The 19709-nt window shown below is 66.8% G+C and carries 5 protein-coding genes; 4 read left to right on the top strand and 1 reads right to left on the bottom strand.

The features are described from left to right. Positions 1 to 95: 95 nt before the first annotated feature. Positions 96 to 1289, bottom strand: coding sequence for a PepSY-associated TM helix domain-containing protein (locus ACVWY1_RS04745; protein WP_139670404.1), 1194 nt, complete (start codon positions 1287 to 1289; stop codon positions 96 to 98). Between the two features lie 246 nt (positions 1290 to 1535). Between ACVWY1_RS04745 and ACVWY1_RS04750 the strand changes: the two genes are divergently transcribed. From ACVWY1_RS04750 to ACVWY1_RS04765, 4 genes are all read left to right on the top strand, one after another. Continuing rightward, positions 1536 to 2519 (top strand): TauD/TfdA family dioxygenase, encoded by a 984-nt coding sequence (locus tag ACVWY1_RS04750; protein WP_457377858.1) that lies wholly within the window; start codon positions 1536 to 1538, stop codon positions 2517 to 2519. Positions 2520 to 2682: 163 nt separating this feature from the next. Further along, complete coding sequence (locus ACVWY1_RS04755; RefSeq protein ID WP_457377859.1) at positions 2683 to 6087, top strand: amino acid adenylation domain-containing protein; 3405 nt, start codon at positions 2683 to 2685, stop codon at positions 6085 to 6087. Continuing rightward, positions 6084 to 17036 (top strand): amino acid adenylation domain-containing protein, encoded by a 10953-nt coding sequence (locus ACVWY1_RS04760; protein ID WP_457377860.1) that lies wholly within the window; start codon positions 6084 to 6086, stop codon positions 17034 to 17036. The genes ACVWY1_RS04755 and ACVWY1_RS04760 overlap by 4 nt, the downstream gene beginning before the upstream one ends. Positions 17037 to 17051: 15 nt before the next feature. Next, positions 17052 to 19709, top strand: a 2658-nt coding sequence (locus tag ACVWY1_RS04765; protein WP_457377861.1) for an amino acid adenylation domain-containing protein, incomplete at its 3' end; no start/stop codon positions are given.

The raw sequence follows: 19709 nt of genomic DNA on the forward strand, positions 1-19709 counted from the left end.
AAAAATACGGTCGAGTCTGTGCTCAACCTGGAGGGCTGCATAAGTAAGGACGAATGAGAATCAGAAAGCTGCCAAAGCAAATGAAAGAAAATGTTTCAAGAACTGGACGTGACCTCCGTTGCAACCGGCTGCTTGGCCGTGCGCGCCTGCTTTTGGCTGCGCTTGAGCGCGTTGGCGGTGGCCAGGGCGGTACGTTTGCTCCAGATCAGCAGGCCGCTGAGCACCATCATGCTCAGCAGCAGGCCGAAGAAGAACCAGATCAGCTTGGTGGTCAGGCCGGCGAACTCGCCGGTGTGCAACGGGCGCATGGACTCGGTGACGATTTCAACCGCCTTGCGATCGCCCAGCAGGCGGCTGGCTTCCATTTTGCCGGTATAAGGGTTGATCTCGGCTTTCTGGTACACCAGTGGATACCAGCTCATGCCACCGATGCTCAGATGGGCATAGGCGTTGCTGGGGAAGCCGACGTAGTCGACGGTGAAGCCCGGGATTTCGCGCTGGGTGATCCTGACGGCCTCGTCCGGGCTGATCATCGGCGTCGGACTGCCGTCGGCGGTCAGTGGCACCGTCTCCCGTGCCACCACCGGCACGATGGGCTGGCTGGAGATGGCGATATGGTTGTCGGCGAGCAGGGCCTTGATCAGGAACCAGGTGCCGGTGATGGAAATCACCGCGATGAACCAGATCGACCAGATGCCGCTCAGGCGGTGGAAATCGCCCCAGAAGATCCGCGCGCCCTGGTTGAACCGCAAGGTCGGCTTGAAGAAACCTTTCCAGAAACGTTTGTAGATCACCAGGCCGGTGACCAGCGAAGCCAGCATCGGCAGCCCGAGCAGTGACACCAGGTACCAGCCCCAGCTGTAGCCATTGGTGTGCGGCACCAGCCACCAGCCGTGCAGGGCGCGGGTGAATTCCTCGAAGTTGAACTGCGGGGGAACGCCCTGGATATGTCCGGTGTAGGGGTTGACGTAGACCCTCAGCGTGCGGCCGTCAGGGTAGGTGACATCCGACAGCATGGCGAAGTGCGACTCGCTCAGGGTCATCAGGCTGGCCACGGCGATGCCGGGCTCGTCGCGCTGCATGGCCACCAGCAGCTCGTCGTAGGACAACCGCCGGGCGTCATCCGAAGGCGGATTGGCGCGGGTTTCCGGATTGGCCAGCCAGACGATCTCCTTGCTGATCACCGCCAGGGTGCCGGTGACGCAGACGATGAGCACGAAGAACCAGATGGGCAGCGCCAGCCAGCTGTGCACGAGGAACCAGATTTTCGAGCGTGACTTTTTCGACATGGGTACACAGTGTCAATGGCGAGTTAAGGGGCGGATTGCCCGGCCGTATCAGAAAGAGACGCATGAGCAGGGCAAAACCTGATGGGTCAATTGCAAGCAAGTGTTTCCAGGTTGCCCTGCCTGTTGCTGCAGGTTCCTGCGCCGGGACTAATTTGCCTGCTTCCCGAAACGTCCCCCTATCACCGGATGCGAGCGTGCCCCTGGGCCGTCGCTCCCTTTTCCTTAGGTGTGTACAGGAGGCCCGTCATGGGTGTTGCTGTGGGATTTACAGTGCGTCCGCTCTTGCCGGAGCAGGGACGTTTGCCATTGCTGGTGGAGGCCGGTGACGACGACACCAGCCTGCTGGACGTGTTCGATGAGCTCAAGGCGCTGGTGGACGAGCACCTGTTGCGCGATGGCGGCATCCTGTTCCGCGGTTTCCGCCTGGAGGGCGCCGAACAGTTCCGTCAGTTCGCCGCCAGTTTCGGTCATCCGCTGCTCAACTACGAGTTCGGCTCCACGCCGCGCACCAACGTCACCCAGGGGGTCTACACCTCCACCGAGTATCCGGCGCACCAGCATATTCCGTTGCACAACGAGCAGGCGTACTCGCGCGATTGGCCGATGAAAATCTGGTTCTACAGCATGATCGCGGCAAAGTCCGGCGGCCAGACGCCGATTGCCGACAGTCGCGAGGTCTATCGCAGGGTGCCGGCGCACATTCGCGAGCGCTTCGTCAGCAAGGGCCTGATGTACGTGCGCAATTTTGGCAACGGGCTGGATGTGTCCTGGGAGGATGTGTTCAATACCGAGGATCCGCAGGAGGTCGAGGCCTACTGCAAGGCCCATGGCATCACCTGTGAATGGAAGGATGACGGTGAGCTGCGCACGCGCCAGGTATGCCAGGCGGTGGCCGAGCACCCGGCCACCGGCGACAAGGTCTGGTTCAACCAGGCGCACCTGTTCCATATTTCCAACCTGCCGCCCGAGGTGCGGGAAAGCCTGCTGGACATCGTCGACGAGGAAGACCTGCCGCGTAACGTCTACTACGGTGACGGTTCGCCCATCGAGGATGAGGTGCTCGACGAGATCCGTGCGGTGCTCGAGGACTGCAAGATCAGCTTCCTCTGGCAGGAAGGCGACGTGATGATGCTCGACAACATGCTCGCCGCCCATGCCCGCGCGCCGTTCGAAGGCCCGCGCAAGGTGATCGTGGCGATGGCCGAGGGGCACTCGCTGGACCAGGGTTGAGGGGGCGGGAGAGTTGCAGCGCCTGTGAGATCGAGCGCCGCCCGCACGGCGCTCGATCTCGCAGGCGCCGCCTCGCTCAAGCTAAATCATCCCCCCGCCCATTCGTTCTTGTTGATGCGCCCGGACCTTCCGGTCGCGCCGCCGATCAGCAAGGACCCCACACATGAATGCCGCAGACGCCCAGAAACTTTCCCGCCGTTTCATCGAGTTGCCCCTGGACAAGCGTCGCTTGTTCCTCGAAGGGATGCGACGCGAGGGTATCGATTTCGCGCAGTTGCCCATGTCGTCCTGTGTCGGCCTGAGCGAGCGCGACGGCCTGTCCTACGCCCAGCAGCGCATGTGGTTCCTCTGGCAGCTGGAACCCCACAGTGCCGCCTACAACCTGCCGATGGCCGTGCGCCTGGAAGGCGAGCTGCAGGTCCAGGCACTGGAGCGGGCCTTCACCTTGCTGGTCGGCCGCCACGAATGCCTGCGCACCACCTTCGCCCAGGACGGCGAGCGCGCCGTGCAGCGGGTAGCCGAGCCAACGCCGGTAGGCATCCAGCTGTTCGACCTGGCCGATCTGCCCGAAGCCACGCGCTGGGAGCGCGCGCACCAGCAGATGGCGGCCCAGGCGACCCAGGCCTTCGACCTCGAGCGCGGCCCGCTGTTCGGCATCGCCCTGCTGCGCCTGGCGCCCCAGGAGCATGTGCTGCTGCTGACCCTGCATCACATCATCGCCGACGGCTGGTCGATGAACGTCCTGATCGACGAATTCATGCGCAGCTACGACGCCCTGGTGGCGGGGCGCGAGCCTGCGCTGGCGGAAATCAAGGTGCATTACCGCGACTACGCACTGTGGCAGCGCAGCTGGCTGGAGGCTGGTGAGCGCGAGCGCCAGCTGGACTACTGGCGCGAGCAGCTGGGCGACGAGCACCCGTTGCTGGAGCTGCCGACCGACCGGCCTTATCCGGCCCAGCCCAGCCACCTGGGCGAGCGCCTGGAGCTGGTGCTCGACGTTGGCCTGCGCGAAGATCTCAAGCAACTGGCCCAGCAGCACGGCGTGACGCTCTCCACGGTGCTGCTGGCGGTGTTCAAGACCCTGCTGTACCGCTACAGCGGGCAGGCCGACATCCGCGTCGGCGGCCTGATCGCCAACCGCAACCGCAGCGAAACCGAGGGGCTGGTCGGCTTCTTCGTCAATACCCAGGTGCTGCGCAGCCAGTTCAGCGCGCAGACGCCGTTCAGCGACCTGCTGCGCAGCCTGCACCAGGCCTCGGTCGGTGCCCAGGCGCACCAGGACCTGCCGTTCGACGCGCTGATCGAAGCCCTGCAGCCCCAGCGCAGCCAAAGCCACACGCCGCTGTTCCAGGTGATGTTCAACCACCAGCCGCTGGTCACCGACCTCAAGGACGTGCGCCTGGACTGCGGCCTGCGCGTGGGCTACCTGAGCGCCGAGCAACTGGCCGGCAGCCGCCGCCAGCATGCGGCCACCAGTGACCTGATGCTCGATACCCGCGAGGAGGGCGAGCAGGTGTTCGCCGCCTTCACCTATGCCACCGATATCTTCGATGAAACCACCATCAGTGCCCTGGCCGGGCACTGGCGCAACCTGCTGCGCGCGGTGTGCAACGATCCGCGCCAGCCCCTGGGCGAGCTGCCGATGCTGGCCGAGGCCGAGCGCCAGGCGTTGCTGTGCCCGGTGGCCGATGTGGCGCCGTGGGAGCCGGTGCAGCGCCTGTTCGAAACCCAGGCCGCGCGCAGCGGCGAGGCCCTGGCGCTGATCCTGGCCAATGGCGCCGAGGCGCCGTCGATGCGCTATGCCGAGCTCAACACCCGGAGCAATCGCCTGGCCCATTTCCTGCGTCGCCAGGGCGTTGGCCCCGACAGCCTGGTCGGCGTGGCCCTGGATCGCTCGCTGGACCTGGCCGTGGCCCTGCTGGCCGTGCTCAAGGCCGGTGGCGCCTATGTGCCGCTGGACCTGCAGGCCCCACCCGAGCGCCTGGACCATGTACTCGAGGACAGCGGCCTGCAGTGGCTGTTGACCACTTCCGGGCAGTTGCCCGGCTTGCCGGCGCGGGAGGCAGTGCGTTGCCTGTGCCTGGACCAGCTGGCACTGGCGGACGAGCCGCCCGCTGACCTGCCGCTGACCGTCGTGCCCGACAACCTGGCCTATGTGATCTACACCTCCGGCTCCACCGGCCGGCCCAAGGGCGTGGCGATCAGCCACGGCGCCTTGAGCGAGTTCATCGCCCGCGCCATCGACTACAGCGACCTGCGCGAAGGCGACCGGGTGCTGCAGTTCGCCACCAGCAGCTTCGATGGTTTCGTCGAGCAGTTCTTCCCGCCGCTGTGCCATGGCGCCTGCGTGGTGCTGCGCGATACCCGCCTGTGGGACAGCGCCGCCCTGCACGAAGTGCTGATCGAGCACGGCGTGACTCTCGCCGACCTGCCGGCCGCCTACTGGTACTGGCTGGTGCAGGACTTCGCCGCGCGTCCGCCGGCCAGCTACGGCGCGCTGCGCCAGATCCACGTCGGCGGCGAGGCAATGGCGGTGGACGGGTTGCGCCTGTGGCAACTGGCAGGGCTGGGCCATGTGCGCCTGCTCAACACCTATGGCCCGACCGAGGCCACGGTGGTTTCGACCATTCACGACTGCACCGGGCTTGGCCATGAGGCAGTGTCCTGGCGTGGCATCCCCATTGGCCAGGGTCTGGCGCAGCGTCGCCTGTACATCCTCGATGATGACCTCGAACTGCTGCCCCAGGGCGCGGTGGGCGAGTTGTACATCGGCGGCCCGGGCCTGGCCCGTGGCTACCACAGCCAGCCGTCACTGACTGCCCAGCGCTTCGTCGCCGATCCGTTCGCCCAGGGCGAACGCCTGTACCGCACCGGCGACCGCGCGCGCCTGGGCAGCGATGGCGCCATCGAATACATCGGCCGCGTCGATCACCAGGTCAAGGTGCGCGGTTTCCGCATTGAACTCGGCGAGATCGAGGCGCGCCTGCAACAGTGCCCGGGGGTTCGCGAAGCGGTGGTGCTGGCCCTGCCGATGACCGGCGGCCTGCAACTGGTTGCCTATGTGGTGCCTGACTCCGCAGAACAGGATGCCGCCGAACAGGCGCGCTTGCGCCAGCAGGTACGCAGCCTGCTCAAGGCCCGCCTGCCCGAGTACATGGTGCCCGGCCACCTGCTGCTGTTGCCGCGCCTGCCCCTCACGCCCAGCGGCAAGCTGGACCGCAAAGCCCTGCCGGCGCCGGACCCTAGTGCGCTGCAGGCCGAGTACCGGGCGCCGCAGAGCGCCGTCGAGCAACAACTGGCGCAGATCTGGATGCAGGTGCTGAACGTGCCGAAGGTTGGCCTGGACGATCACTTCTTCGAACTCGGCGGGCACTCGTTGCTGGCCGCCCAGGTGCTGGCGCGGATCAAGGATCAGCTGGGCCTGGTGCTGCCCTTGCGCAGTCTGTTCGAACAACCGGCGCTGGGTGACCTGGCCGCCGAGCTGGCCCGGCTGCAGGGCGGCGATACGGATGACGACTGGTCGGATATGGACGCGTTCCTGGGTTCCTTGGAAGGGGTTGAGGCATGAGTGGCAACATGGCGGTACGCATTGCGAAACGGTTCGTCAGCCTGCCCCTGGAGCAGCGCCGGCAGTTCCTCGCCAAGCTGCGTGAGGACGGCAAGGACTTCAGCCTGTTGCCGGTGGTCGAGTCACGGCACGACTTCGCCAGCATCCCCTTGTCCTTCGCCCAGCAGCGCCTGCTGTTCCTCTGGCAGCTGGAGCCGCACAGCGCGGCGTACAACATGGCTGCTGGCCTGCGCCTGAGCGGCCGGCTTGATGTGTCAGCACTGCAGCGCTCATTCGACTACCTGGCAACGCGCCACGAGGCGCTGCGCACGGTGTTCCAGGTCGAGGGCGAACAGCCGCGCCAGGTGATCCTCGATCATCTGGCCGTGCCCCTGGAACAGGTCGACCTCACCGCCATCGCCACTGACCAGCGTGAGGCCGAGCTGGCCACGCGGGTGCGCGAGGCCAGTCACCAGCCGTTCGACCTGCTGCACGGCCCGCTGCTACGTGCCACCCTGTACCGGCTGGCGGCCGAGGACTATGTGCTGCTGGTGTGCATGCACCACATCGTCTCCGACGGCTGGTCGATGGATGTGATGGTCAAGGAGTTCGTGCACAGCTACCAGGCGTTCAGCCAGGGCCAGGCGCCGCAGTTGCCGGCGCTGGCGGTGCAGTACGCCGACTACGCCATCTGGCAGCGCAGCTGGCTGGAGGCCGGGGAGGGCGAGCGCCAGCTCGACTACTGGCGCCAGCAGCTGGGCGAGGAGCAACCGCTGCTGGAGGTCGCCGCGGACTACCCGCGTCCACTGACCCAGAGCTTCGATGGCCAGACCCTGGGCTTCGACTTTGGCGTCGAGCTGTCCCGACGCCTGGGCGGCTATGCCCGCGCCCAGGGCATGACCCTGTTCATGCTGGTGCTGGCCGGTTTCTCGCTGTTCCTGTCACGCCAGGCCGGGCAGCGCGATATCCGCATCGGCGTGCCCAACGCCAACCGCGGCCGTGCCGAGGTCGAGGGGTTGATCGGCTTCTTCGTCAACACCCAGGTGCTGCGCTGCCAGGTGGACGAGCGCCTGAGCTTCGATGACCTGCTGGCCCAGGTGCGCGAAGCGGTGCTCGGCGCCCAGGCGCATCAGGAACTGCCGTTCGAGCAACTGGTGGACGCATTGGTGCCGGAGCGCAACCTCGGCCACAACCCGCTGTTCCAGGTCAAGTTCAACCAGAACGTCGGCATGCAGCGCCAACGCTCGCTGGCCTTGCCGGGCCTGAGTGTCGCCGAGTACCCGTTGGACAAGGTCGGCACCCACTTCGACCTGGCGCTGGACATCACCGACGACGGCCAGCTGATCCATGGCGAAATGACCTTCGCCAGCGACCTCTACCAGCGTTCGACCGTCGAAGCCTTCATTCCGGCCTTCATCGAACTGCTGGGCCGGCTGCTCGATGCCCCGCAGCTGCCGCTGCACCGCCTGGCCGCGCCGCTGCGCAGCGAACAGGCGACGCAGCGTGAGGTGCCGGCACTGGTGCTGGAACACTGGCAGCAGCAGGTGCACCGGCAGCCCGAGGCGCTTGCCGCTTGCAGCCTTGAGCACAGCCTGAGCTTCGCCGCCCTGGACCAGGCCGCCAACCGCCTGGCCCATCACCTGCAACAGCAGGGTGTGGTCAGCGGCCAACCGGTCGTGGTGCTGATGGAACGTTCGCTGGACTGGCTGACCTGCATGCTTGGCATCCTCAAGGCTGGCGCCGTGTACATGCCGCTGGACACCAAGGCGCCTGAAACGCGCCTGCGGCAGATGCTCGACGCCGCGCAAGCCAAGGTGCTGCTGTGCGCCGCCGGCGATGCGCGACTGGCCAGCCTGGCCGCCGCCGATCGCCTGACCTTGGCCTATGTCCCCGAACAATGGCAGGACCTGCCGGCCAACGCGCCGGCGCTCACACTGTGGGCCGAATCGCCGGCCTACGTGATCCACACCTCCGGCTCCACTGGTCAGCCGAAGGGCGTACTGGTCAGCCATGGCGCCCTGGCCAGCTACGTCGCCGGCCTGCTCGAACGCCTGGCGCCTGCGCCGGGGGCGAGCATGGCGCTGGTCTCGACCATCGCCGCCGACCTGGGCCACACCGTGCTGTTCGGTGCCCTGTGTTCCGGACGCCTGCTGCATGTACTGCCCGAGGCGCTGGGCTTCGACCCGGACGCCTTCGCCCGCTACATGGCCGAACACCAGGTCGGTGTGCTGAAGATCGTCCCCGGCCACCTGGCGGCGTTGCTGCAAGCCGGCAACCCCGCCGATGTGCTGCCCGAGCATGCACTGATCGTCGGTGGCGAGGCCTGCACGCCAGCCCTGGTGGAGCAGGTACGCCGGCTCAAGCCGGGCTGCCGCCTGATCAACCACTATGGCCCGAGCGAGACCACGGTCGGCGTGCTGACCCATGAAGTGGCCGCGCTCGCCGAGGGCGCCCGTGCCGTGCCGGTGGGCGAGCCCTTGCCGGGCACCCATGTGCTGCTGCTCGACGATGTGCTCAACCCGGTGGCCGATCAGGTCGCCGGTGAGCTGTACATCGGTGGCGCCAGCGTGGCCCAGGGTTACCTGGGCCAGCCGGGCTTGACCGCCGAACGCTTCCTGCCGGACCCGACGCGGCCTGGCCAGCGCTTGTACCGCAGTGGCGACCGGGTGCGGCGCAATCGTTCGGGCCAAGTGGAATTCATCGGCCGCGCCGACGACCAGGTCAAGGTGCGCGGTTATCGCGTCGAGCCGGCCGAGGTGGCACGGGTACTGCGAGGGCTGGACGGGGTCGCCGAGGCGGTGGTCCTGGCGCAGCCGGTGGAAGGCGACGAAAGCCGTCTGCAGCTGGTCGGCTGGTGCGTGGGCCAGGGGCTGCAGGGTGAAGCCTTGCGCCAGCAACTGCAGGATCGGCTGCCGGACTACATGGTGCCGGCGCAGGTCCTGGTCCTTGACCGCCTGCCGCTGACCGCCAACGGCAAGCTGGACAAGCGCGCCTTGCCGGCGCCGGGCGTCGCCCGGCGTCAGTACACCGCGCCGGTCGGCGAGATCGAAGAGGCCCTGGCGGCCATCTGGGCCGAGGTGCTCAAGCTCGACCAGGTCGGCAGCACCGACAACTTCTTCGAGCTGGGCGGCGACTCGATTCTCAGCCTGCAGATCATCGCTCGGGCCAAACGCCAGGGCATCAAGCTCAGCCCCAAGCAGCTGTTCGAGAAACAGACCATCGGCCAGCTGGCGGCGGTGGCCAAGCGCATCGAGAAAAAGGCCGTGGCGGTGGAGCAGGTCAGTGGTTCGATGCCATTGCTGCCGATCCAGGCACGCTTCTTCGAAACCGCTATCCCCGAGCGCCAGCACTGGAACCAGGCCCTGCTGCTCAAACCGACCCAGGCCCTTGGCGCTGACCACCTGCAAGGCGCATTGCAGGCGCTGGTCGCTCAGCACGACGCCTTGCGGCTGCGCTTCACCCAGGGCGAGGCCTGGCAGGCCGAATTCCAGCCCACCAAGGCCGACGATATCCTCTGGGTTCGTCAACTGAGTGACCTGGGCGAGCTGCCGGCCTTGGCCGAGCAGGCCCAGCGCAGCCTCGACCTGGCCCAGGGGCCGCTGCTGCGGGCGCTGCTGGTAGAACTGCCCGAGGGCCAGCAGCGCTTGCTGCTGGTGATCCACCACCTGGTGGTCGACGGTGTGTCCTGGCGGGTACTGCTGGAAGACCTGCAACTGGCCTACACGGCCCTGGCCGCCGGCAAGGCCGTGACGCTGGCAGCCAAGAGCAGCTCGCTCAAGGCCTGGGCCGAGCGCCTTGGCGCCTATGCCCGCAGCCCGGAACTGCTGGCCGAGGCCGAACACTGGCTGCGCGGCCTTGAAGCCGCTAGCGGCGAGTTGCCCCGCGATAACCCGGCGGGCGCCCAGACCAATCGTCACGTCGCCCATGCCTCGTCACGCCTGGACGCCACGCTGACCCGCAAACTACTGCAAGTGGCGCCCGCCGCCTACCGCACCCAGGTCAACGACCTGCTGCTGGCGGCCTTGTCACGGGTACTGTGCGACTGGACCCGAGAGGATTCGGTACTGATCCAGCTCGAAGGCCATGGCCGCGAAGACCTGTTCCCGGAGCTGGACCTCAGCCGCACCCTGGGCTGGTTCAGCAGCCTGTTCCCGGTACGCCTGACGCCGGCCCAAGGGCTTGGCGAGGGGCTGTGCGCAATCAAGGAACAACTGCGTTCGGTGCCGAACAAAGGCATCGGCTATGGTGTGCTGCGCTATCTCGGCGAGCCCGATCTGCGCGAGCGTCTGGCGGCATTGCCGCAGCCACGGGTGACCTTCAACTACCTGGGCCAGTTCGACGGCAGCTTCGCAGAGGTTGAAGGTGCCCTGTTCACCCCGGCCAGCGAGGGCAGTGGCGCCACACAGGGCCTGGACAGCCCACTGGGCAACTGGCTCGGCATCAACGGCCAGGTCTACCAGGGCGAGCTGGAGCTGGACTGGAGCTTCAGCCGTGAGATGTTCCACCCAGAGACCATCGAAGCCCTGGCGCGCCGCTACGAGCAGGTGCTTGCCGAATTGGTCGAGCATTGCGCCCAGGCGCCGCACCAGGGTGTCACGCCATCGGACTTCCCGCTGGCCGAGCTGACCCAGGCGCAACTGGACAGCCTGCCGCTGGCGGCCGGGGACATCGAAGACCTCTATCCGCTGTCGCCGATGCAGCAGGGCATGCTGTTCCATAGCCTCTACGAGCAGGACGCGGGCAACTACATCAACCAGCTGCGCGTGAACGTGCAGGGGCTGGACGTGTCGCGCTTCCGCGCGGCCTGGCAGGCGGTGGTGGACAATCACGAAGTGCTGCGCAGCTGCTTCCCGCAGGACCTGCCGTTGCCTGTGCAAGTGGTACGGCGCCAGGTGCAGGTGCCGTTCGTCGAGCTCGACCAGGCCCAGGATCCGGACGCCGTGGCCCAGGCTGAGCGCCAGGCTGGCTTCGACCTGGCCAGCGGCCCGCTGCTGCGCCTCACATTGATCCGCACGGCTGACGGCGGCCATCACCTGATCTACACCAGCCACCATATCCTGATGGACGGCTGGAGCAGCTCGCGCCTGCTCGGCGAGGTGCTGCAGCGTTACTGCGGCGTCGCCCCGAGCGCCAGGACCAGCCGCTACCGCGACTATATCCAGTGGCTGCAAGGCCAGGACCAGCAGGCCAGCGAAACCTTCTGGCGCGCCCAGGTGGCCGAGCTGGACGAACCAACGCGACTGGTACAGGCGTTCAAGTCCTCGGCCCAAGGGCGAGGCCATGGCAGCCTGGCGCTGTGCTTCGAGCCGCAACAGACCCAGCAGTTGGCAGACTTCGCCCGGGAGCAGCGGGTCACCCTCAATACCCTGGTCCAGGCCGCGTGGCTGTTGCTCTTGCAACGCTACACCGGCCAGGCCAGCGTGACCTTCGGCGCCACCGTGGCCGGTCGCCCGGCGGAGCTCGCGGGCGTCGAGGAGCAGCTGGGGTTGTTCATCAACACCTTGCCGGTGGTCGCCAGCCCACGCCCGGAACAGACCGTCGGCGACTGGGTGCAGCAGGTGCAGGCGCTGAACCTGGCTCTGCGCGAGCACGAACACACGCCGTTGTACGAGATCCAGCGCTGGGCCGGCTGGAGCGGCGAAGCACTGTTCGACAACATTCTGGTATTCGAGAACTACCCGGTTGCCGAGGCGCTGCAACAGGGCGCGCCGCAAGGCCTGCAGTTCGGCGAGGTGCAGAACCAGGAACAGACCAACTACCCGTTGACCCTGGTGGTACAGGTGGGTGAGCGCCTGGAGGCGAGCTTCAGTTTTGATCGCCAGTGCTTCAGCGAGCTGGCCATCGACCAGTTGGCGGGGCACTTCCAGCACCTGCTCGCGCAGTTGGCGGCTGATGGTCGGCGTGCCCTGGGTGCGCTTAGCCTGCCGGTGGAAGACCAGCAGGTGGTTGCCAGCTATCCAACTACGGCTTGCACCCAGGCGCTGATCGAAGCGCAGGCGGCGCGCACGCCTGAAGCGATCGCCGTGACCTTCGCCGGGCAGGCGCTGAGCTACGACCAGCTCAACCGCCGTGCCAACCGCTTGGCGCATAAACTGCGCGCGCAGGGCGTGGGGCCGGATGTGCTGGTAGGCATCGCCGTGGAGCGTGGTTTCGAGATGATCGTCGGCCTGCTGGCGATCCTCAAGGCCGGTGGCGCCTATGTGCCGCTGGACCCGGAATACCCGCAGGACCGCCTGAGCTACATGATGGAAGACAGCGGCATTCAGTTGCTGCTGACTCAAGGCCATTTGCTGGCCGGCCTGCCGGTACCGGCGCAGGTGCGCAGTCTGTCTCTCGAAGATGATCTGACTGGCTACAGTGACGAGAATCCGGAGCACCTGACCCGGCCAGACAACCTGGCCTATGTGATCTACACCTCGGGCTCGACCGGCAAGCCGAAAGGCACGCTGCTGCCGCACCACAACCTGCTGCGCCTGTTCAAAGCCACCGATGCCTGGTTCGGCTTCGGCCCGCAGGATGTGTGGACGCTGTTCCACTCGTACGCCTTCGATTTCTCGGTGTGGGAGATCTTCGGTGCGCTGCTGCATGGCGGCCGCCTGGTGATCGTGCCGCGTGAAGTGACCCGTTCGCCGGAGGACTTCCACCAGTTGCTGGTGGAGCAGGGCGTGACCGTGCTCAACCAGACCCCATCGGCGTTTAAACCGCTGATGCGTGTGGCCTGTGACAGCACTGCCGATCTGGCGCTGCGCTACGTGATCTTCGGCGGCGAAGCCCTGGATGTGGCTGCACTGCAACCGTGGTTCGAGCGCTTCGGCGAGGATTGCGACAACCTGATCAATATGTACGGCATTACCGAGACCACGGTGCACGTGACCTACCGGCCGATCCGTTTTGCCGACACGCAACAGGCGGGCAGCCCGATCGGTGCGGCGATTCCGGACTTGTCGATGTACGTGCTGGACGCCGATTTCAACCCGGTGGCCAAGGGCTGCACGGGTGAGTTGCATGTCGGTCACGCCGGCCTGGCACGCGGTTACCACAACCGCGCCTCGCTGACCGCCGAGCGCTTCGTGCCGGACCCGTTCTCCAATGAGGGCGGACGCCTGTACCGCACCGGCGACCTGGCGCGTTACCGCGAACAGGGCGTGATCGAGTACGTGGGCCGGATCGACCACCAGGTGAAGATCCGTGGCTTCCGTATCGAGCTGGGCGAGATCGAAGCGCGTCTGCAAGAGCACGCCGCCGTGCGCGAAGTGCTGGTGCTGGATATCGACGGGGCAGGGGGCAAGCAACTGGCCGCCTACCTGATCGCCCAGGACGCGAATGCAGACCACGCAGTCCTGCGCGACACGCTGAAACAGCACCTGAAAGCCAACCTGCCGGACTACATGGTGCCGACGCATTTCCTGGTGCTGGACCAGTGGCCATTGACCGCCAACGGCAAGCTGGACCGCAAGGCCCTGCCCAAGCCGGATGCCAGCCAGCTGCAACAAGGCTACGTGGCCCCACGCACGGCGCTGGAGCAGCAACTGGCGGCGATCTGGGCCGAGGTGCTGAAAGTCGAGCAGGTGGGCTTGCACGACAACTTCTTCGAGCTCGGCGGCCACTCGTTGCTGGCCACCCAGGTCACCTCGCGAATTCGCCAGCGCCTGAATGTGGAAGTGTCGCTGCGCAGCCTGTTCGAATCCGCCGACCTGCAGGCCTTCGCCCAGGCCGCTGGCGAAGGCGCGGCCAGCCAGGCGCCGGCGTTCAGCGTCGTGGACCGCAACCAGCCGCTGGCCTTGTCCTACGCCCAGCAACGCCAGTGGTTCCTCTGGCAGCTGGAACCGGGCAGTGCCGCCTACAACATCCCGTCGGCCCTGCGCTTGAAGGGCGAACTGGATATCGAGGCACTGCGCAGCAGCTTCGCCGCGCTGGTCGCCCGCCACGAAACCCTGCGCACCACCTTCCGCCAGCAGGGCGACAGTGCCGAGCAGGTGGTGCATGCGCGTCTGCAAACGCCGCTGGACATCACCACGGCGGCCCTGGACGAAGCCGGCGTGCAGGCCTGGGTCGAGACCCAGGTGCGCCAGCCGTTCGACCTGCAACACGGCCCGTTGCTGCGCGCCCGCCTGCTGCGCCTGGGCGCCGACGAGCATGTGCTGGTACTGGTGCTGCACCATATCGTTGCTGACGGCTGGTCGATGCCGATCCTGGTCGACGAACTTGTGCGCGGCTATGAAAGCCACCTGCAAGGCCAGGCCCCGCAACTGCCGGCGCTGGCCTTCCAGTACGCCGACTACGCGGCCTGGCAGCGCCAGTGGATGGAAGCCGGCGAACAACAGCGCCAGCTCGACTACTGGCAGGCGCGCCTGGGCAGCACCCAGCCGATCCTCGAACTGGCCACCGATCGCCCGCGCCCTGTGGTGCAGCAATATGAGGGTGCGCGCCTGCCGGTGGACCTTGAGCCAAGCCTGGTTGCCCAGCTCAAGACGCTGGCCGGGCAGCATGACGTGACCCTGTTCATGCTCCTGCTGGCCTCGTTCCAGGCCTTGCTGCATCGCCACAGCGGCCAGTCGGACATCCGTGTCGGCGTGCCGGTGGCCAACCGCACCCGGGCCGAGACCGAAGGCCTGATCGGCTTCTTCGTCAACACCCAGGTGCTGGATGCGCGCTTCCAACCGCAGCTTCGTTTCGACGAATTGCTGCAACAGGTCAAGCACACCGCCCTGGGCGCCCAGGCACATCAGGAGCTGCCCTTCGAGCAATTGGTCGAAGCCCTGCAGCCCGAGCGCAGCCTGAGCCACAGCCCGCTGTTCCAGGTGATGTTCAACCACCAGACCCAGGTGCTGGGTGAATCCCGCGTACTTGCGGGCCTCAGCCTGCAGGGGCTGGTGTCGGACAAGCAGACCGCGCAGTTCGACCTGACCCTGGACACTGCCGAACACGAAGGCGGCCTGAGCGCGACCCTGACCTACGCCACCAGCCTGTTCGAGCCGGCGACCGTGGTGCGCATGGCCGAGCACTGGCGCAACCTGTTGCAGGGCATCTGCCAGGACGCCGGGCAGCGCGTCGCCGAACTGCCGTTGCTGAGCCGCGAGGAGCGCGAGCGCACCCTGTACGCCTGGAACGACAGCGCCGCCGACTACCCGCGCGGACAGACCGTCCAGCAACTGATCGAAGCGCAGGCCGCCCGCACACCGCAGGCCGTCGCCGCAGTGCTGGGCGAGCAGTCGCTGAGCTACGCGCAACTGAACCAGCGCGCCAACGCCCTGGCCCACCACCTGCGCAGCTTGGGCGTCGGCCCCGATGTGCTGGTGGGGATCGCGATGGAGCGCAGCCTGGACATGCTTGTCGGCCTGCTGGCGGTGCTCAAGGCCGGTGGCGCCTACGTGCCGCTGGACCCGCAGTTCCCCGAGGACCGCCTGGCCTACATGATGGAGGACAGCGGCATCGCGCTGCTGCTGACCCAGAGCCCCCTGCTGCAACGCCTGCCGATCCCGCCGCAGGTGCGCAGCCTGTGCCTGGACCAGGCGCTGCCGGGCGAGTACAGCCAGGACAACCCGCGCCCGCTGGCGCACCCGGAAAACCTCGCCTATGTGATCTACACCTCCGGCTCCACCGGCAAGCCCAAGGGCGTGACCATCCGCCACGACGCGCTGGTCAACTTCCTCTGCAGCATGGCGCGCCAGCCGGGTATCGATGCTCATGACAAGGTGCTGTCGCTGACCTCGCTGTCGTTCGACATCGCCGGCCTTGAGCTGTACCTGCCGTTGCTGCGCGGAGCCTGCGTGGTGCTGCTGGGCGAGCAGGTGAACAAGGACCCGCAGGCGTTGCTGGCGGTGATCCAGGCCCGGGCGGTCAGCGTCGTCCAGGCCACCCCGTCGACCTGGCGCATGCTGCTGGACGCCGCGGCGCCCGGCGCCTTTGCCGGCAAGAAGGTGCTGTGCGGCGGCGAGGCACTGAGCGCCGAGCTGGCCCAGCGCTTGATCGCCCAGGCCGGGCATGTGTGGAACGTCTACGGCCCGACCGAGACCACCATCTGGTCGGCCTGCCATTACCTGACCGACAGCGACGACGTGTGGCTGGGGCGGCCATTGGCCAACACCCGCCTGCACGTGCTCAGCGACGAGCTCGATGTGCTGCCGCAAGGGGCGCGCGGCGAGTTGCTGATCGGCGGTGACGGCCTGGCGCGGGGCTACCACAACCGCCCGGGCCTGACCGCCGAGCGTTTCGTCCCGGACCCGTTCGCCAGCGAGCCGGGCGCGCGCCTGTATCGCACCGGCGACCTGACCCGCTACCGCGAGGACGGGGTGATCGAGTACGTCGGGCGCCTGGACCACCAGGTGAAGATCCGTGGCTTCCGTATCGAACTGGGCGAAATCGAGGAGCGCCTGTTGTTGCACCCGGCGATCCGCGAGGCCGCGGTGATCGATATCGATGGCCCGGCCGGCAAGCAGCTGGCCGCCTACCTGGTGCTGCACGATGCGCAGCAAAGCGTGGAAGCGCTGCGCGGCGAGCTACGTGCGCACCTGAAGGCCGGCCTGCCGGACTACATGGTGCCGAGCCATCTGGTCGGCCTGACGCGCATGCCGCAGACCCCCAACGGCAAGCTCGACCGCAAGGCCCTGCCGCTGCCAGATGCCAGCCAGTTGCAGGCAGCCCACGTGGCACCGGTCACGGAGCTGGAGCGCAAGCTGGCGGCGATCTGGGCCGAGGTGCTGCAGGTCGAGCGGGTGGGCCTGCAGGACAACTTCTTCGACCTCGGCGGGCACTCGCTGCTGATCGTCCAGGTGATCGGCCGGGTGCGCGAGCAACTGGGCGTCGACCTGAGCCTCAACGAGCTGTTCGAGCAGGCCACGCTGGCCGACTTCAGCCAGGTGGTGGAGCGCAAGTCGGGGCAGGTCGCCAACGCCCATGACGAGCTGACTAAATCCTTGGAGGCCTTGAAACGTCTTACTGCACAGGAAATAGATAATCTGATCGCTTAGCGGGAGACATTCAAAGTGCAAGAGCTGCTCGACTCCGTAAAGTCGCTGTCCACCAGGGAGCGCAAGGCATTGGCAGCCTTGCTCAAGCGCCAGGGTGTCAACCTCTACGGGGTCACCCCGATCTTCAGAAGGGACTCGGCGGACGGGGCAGCGCTTTCCTATGCACAGCAGCGCCAGTGGTTCCTCTGGCAGCTCGACCCGCACAGCGCCGCCTACAACATCCCGGCGGCGCTGCGGCTCAAGGGCGCGCTGGATGTCGAGGCGTTGCAGCACAGCTTCGACAGCCTGGTGGCGCGCCACGAAACCCTGCGCACCACCTTCCGCCAGGAAGGTGACGGCGCGCTGCAGATCGTCCATCCGCCAATGCCCGTGGCGCTGGCGGTGGAGCCCTTCGTGCCTGAGGACTCGACGGATTTGCAGGCAGCCATCCGCGCGCGCGTGGAGGCCGAGGTGCAGCAGCCGTTCGACCTGGAGCATGGTCCGTTGCTGCGGGTCAGGCTGCTGGTGCTGGGGCCTGAAGAGCATGTGCTGATCCTGACTGTGCACCATATCGTTTCCGATGGCTGGTCCACGCCGATCCTGGTGGACGAGCTGATCCGCCTGTACGAAGGCTTGCGCCTGGGCTCGCCGGTAACCCTGGCCGAGCTGCCGATCCAGTACGCCGACTACGCCCTGTGGCAGCGCGACTGGATGGAGGCGGGCGAGCAGGAGCGTCAGCTCGGTTACTGGCGCGAGCAGCTGGCGGGCGAGCAGCCGCTGCTGGAACTGCCTGTCGACCGCCCGCGGCCGTCGGTGCAGAACTTCCAGGGCGCACGCCTGGCCATCGATATCGATGCCTCCCTGGCGCAGGGGCTCAAGGCCCTGGCGCGCCAGCAGGGGGTAACCCTGTTCATGCTGTTGCTGGCCTCCTTCCAGACCCTGCTGCATCGCTACAGCGGGCAGGCCGACATCCGTGTCGGCGTGCCGGTGGCCAACCGTACCCGTGCCGAAACCCAAGGGCTGATCGGCTTCTTCGTCAACACCCAGGTGCTCAAGGCCGAGTTCGCGCCGCAGACCACCTTCGCCGCGTTGCTGCAGGAGGTGCGTGAAACCTCGCTGCAGGCCCAGGCGCACCAGGACCTGCCGTTCGAGCAACTGGTCGAGGCGCTGCAGCCCGAGCGCAGCATGAGCCACAACCCGTTGTTCCAGGTGCTGTTCAACCACCAGGCCGAAAGCCTGGGCATGGTCCGTGAGCTGGGCGGGTTGCAGGTCGAGGGATTGAGCTGGGAAGGGCAGACCACCCAGTTCGACCTGATCCTCAACACGGCCGAGCACGAGGGTGGGCTGATTGCGGCGTTCACCTACGCCACCTCGCTGTTCGATGCGGCCACGGTCGAGCGCATCGGCCGGCATTGGCGCAACCTGCTGCAGGGCATCTGCGCGGGTCTCGCCCAGCGCGTGGCACAGTTGCCGTTGCTCGATGCGGCTGAGCTGGGGGCATGGACGGCTGATGTGCGGCGCTACCCGAGCACCGAGTGCGCCCATGCGCTGATCGAGCAGCAGGCGGCACGCACACCCGAGGCGATCGCCGTGACCTTTGCCGGCCAGGCGCTGAGCTATGACCAGCTCAACCGTCGTGCCAACCGCCTGGCGCACAAGCTGCGCGCGCAGGGCGTGGGGCCGGATGTGCTGGTGGGCATCGCGGTGGAGCGTGGTTTCGAGATGATCGTCGGCCTGCTGGCGATCCTCAAGGCCGGTGGCGCCTATGTGCCGTTGGACCCGGAATACCCGCAGGACCGCCTGAGCTACATGATGGAAGACAGCGGCATTCAGTTGCTGCTGACTCAAGGCCATTTGCTGGCCGATCTGCCCGTGCCGGCGCACGTGCGCAGCCTGAAGCTGGAAGATGATCTCACCGGCTACAGCGACGAAAACCCCGAGCACCTGACGCAGCCGGACAATCTGGCCTATGTGATCTACACCTCGGGCTCCACCGGCAAGCCAAAAGGGACCTTGCTGCCACACCACAACCTGCTGCGCCTGTTCAAGGCCACCGATGCCTGGTTCGGCTTCGGCCCGCAGGACGTATGGACACTGTTCCACTCGTACGCCTTCGATTTCTCGGTGTGGGAGATCTTCGGTGCGCTGCTGCACGGCGGTCGTTTGGTGATCGTCCCGCGTGAAACCACGCGTTCGCCGGAAGACTTCCACCAGTTGCTGGTGGAGCAGCGCGTGACCGTGCTGAACCAGACCCCATCGGCGTTCAAACCGCTGATGCGCGTGGCCTGTGACAGTGCATCCGACCTTTCGCTGCGCTACGTGATCTTCGGCGGCGAAGCCCTGGATGTGGCCGCGTTGCAGCCGTGGTTCGAGCGCTTCGGCGAGGGCTGCGACAACCTGATCAACATGTACGGCATCACCGAGACCACGGTGCACGTGACCTACCGGCCGATCCGCTTTGCCGACACGCAACAGGCGGGCAGCCCGATCGGTGCAGCGATTCCGGACCTGTCGATGTACGTGCTGGACGCCGACTTCAACCCGGTGGCCAAGGGCTGCACCGGCGAGCTGCATGTCGGCCACGCCGGCCTGGCACGCAGTTACCACAACCGCGCCTCGCTGACTGCCGAACGTTTCGTGCCGGACCCGTTCTCCAGTGAAGGCGGGCGCCTGTACCGCACCGGCGACCTGGCG

Source organism: Pseudomonas sp. TE6288 (assembly GCF_054062095.1).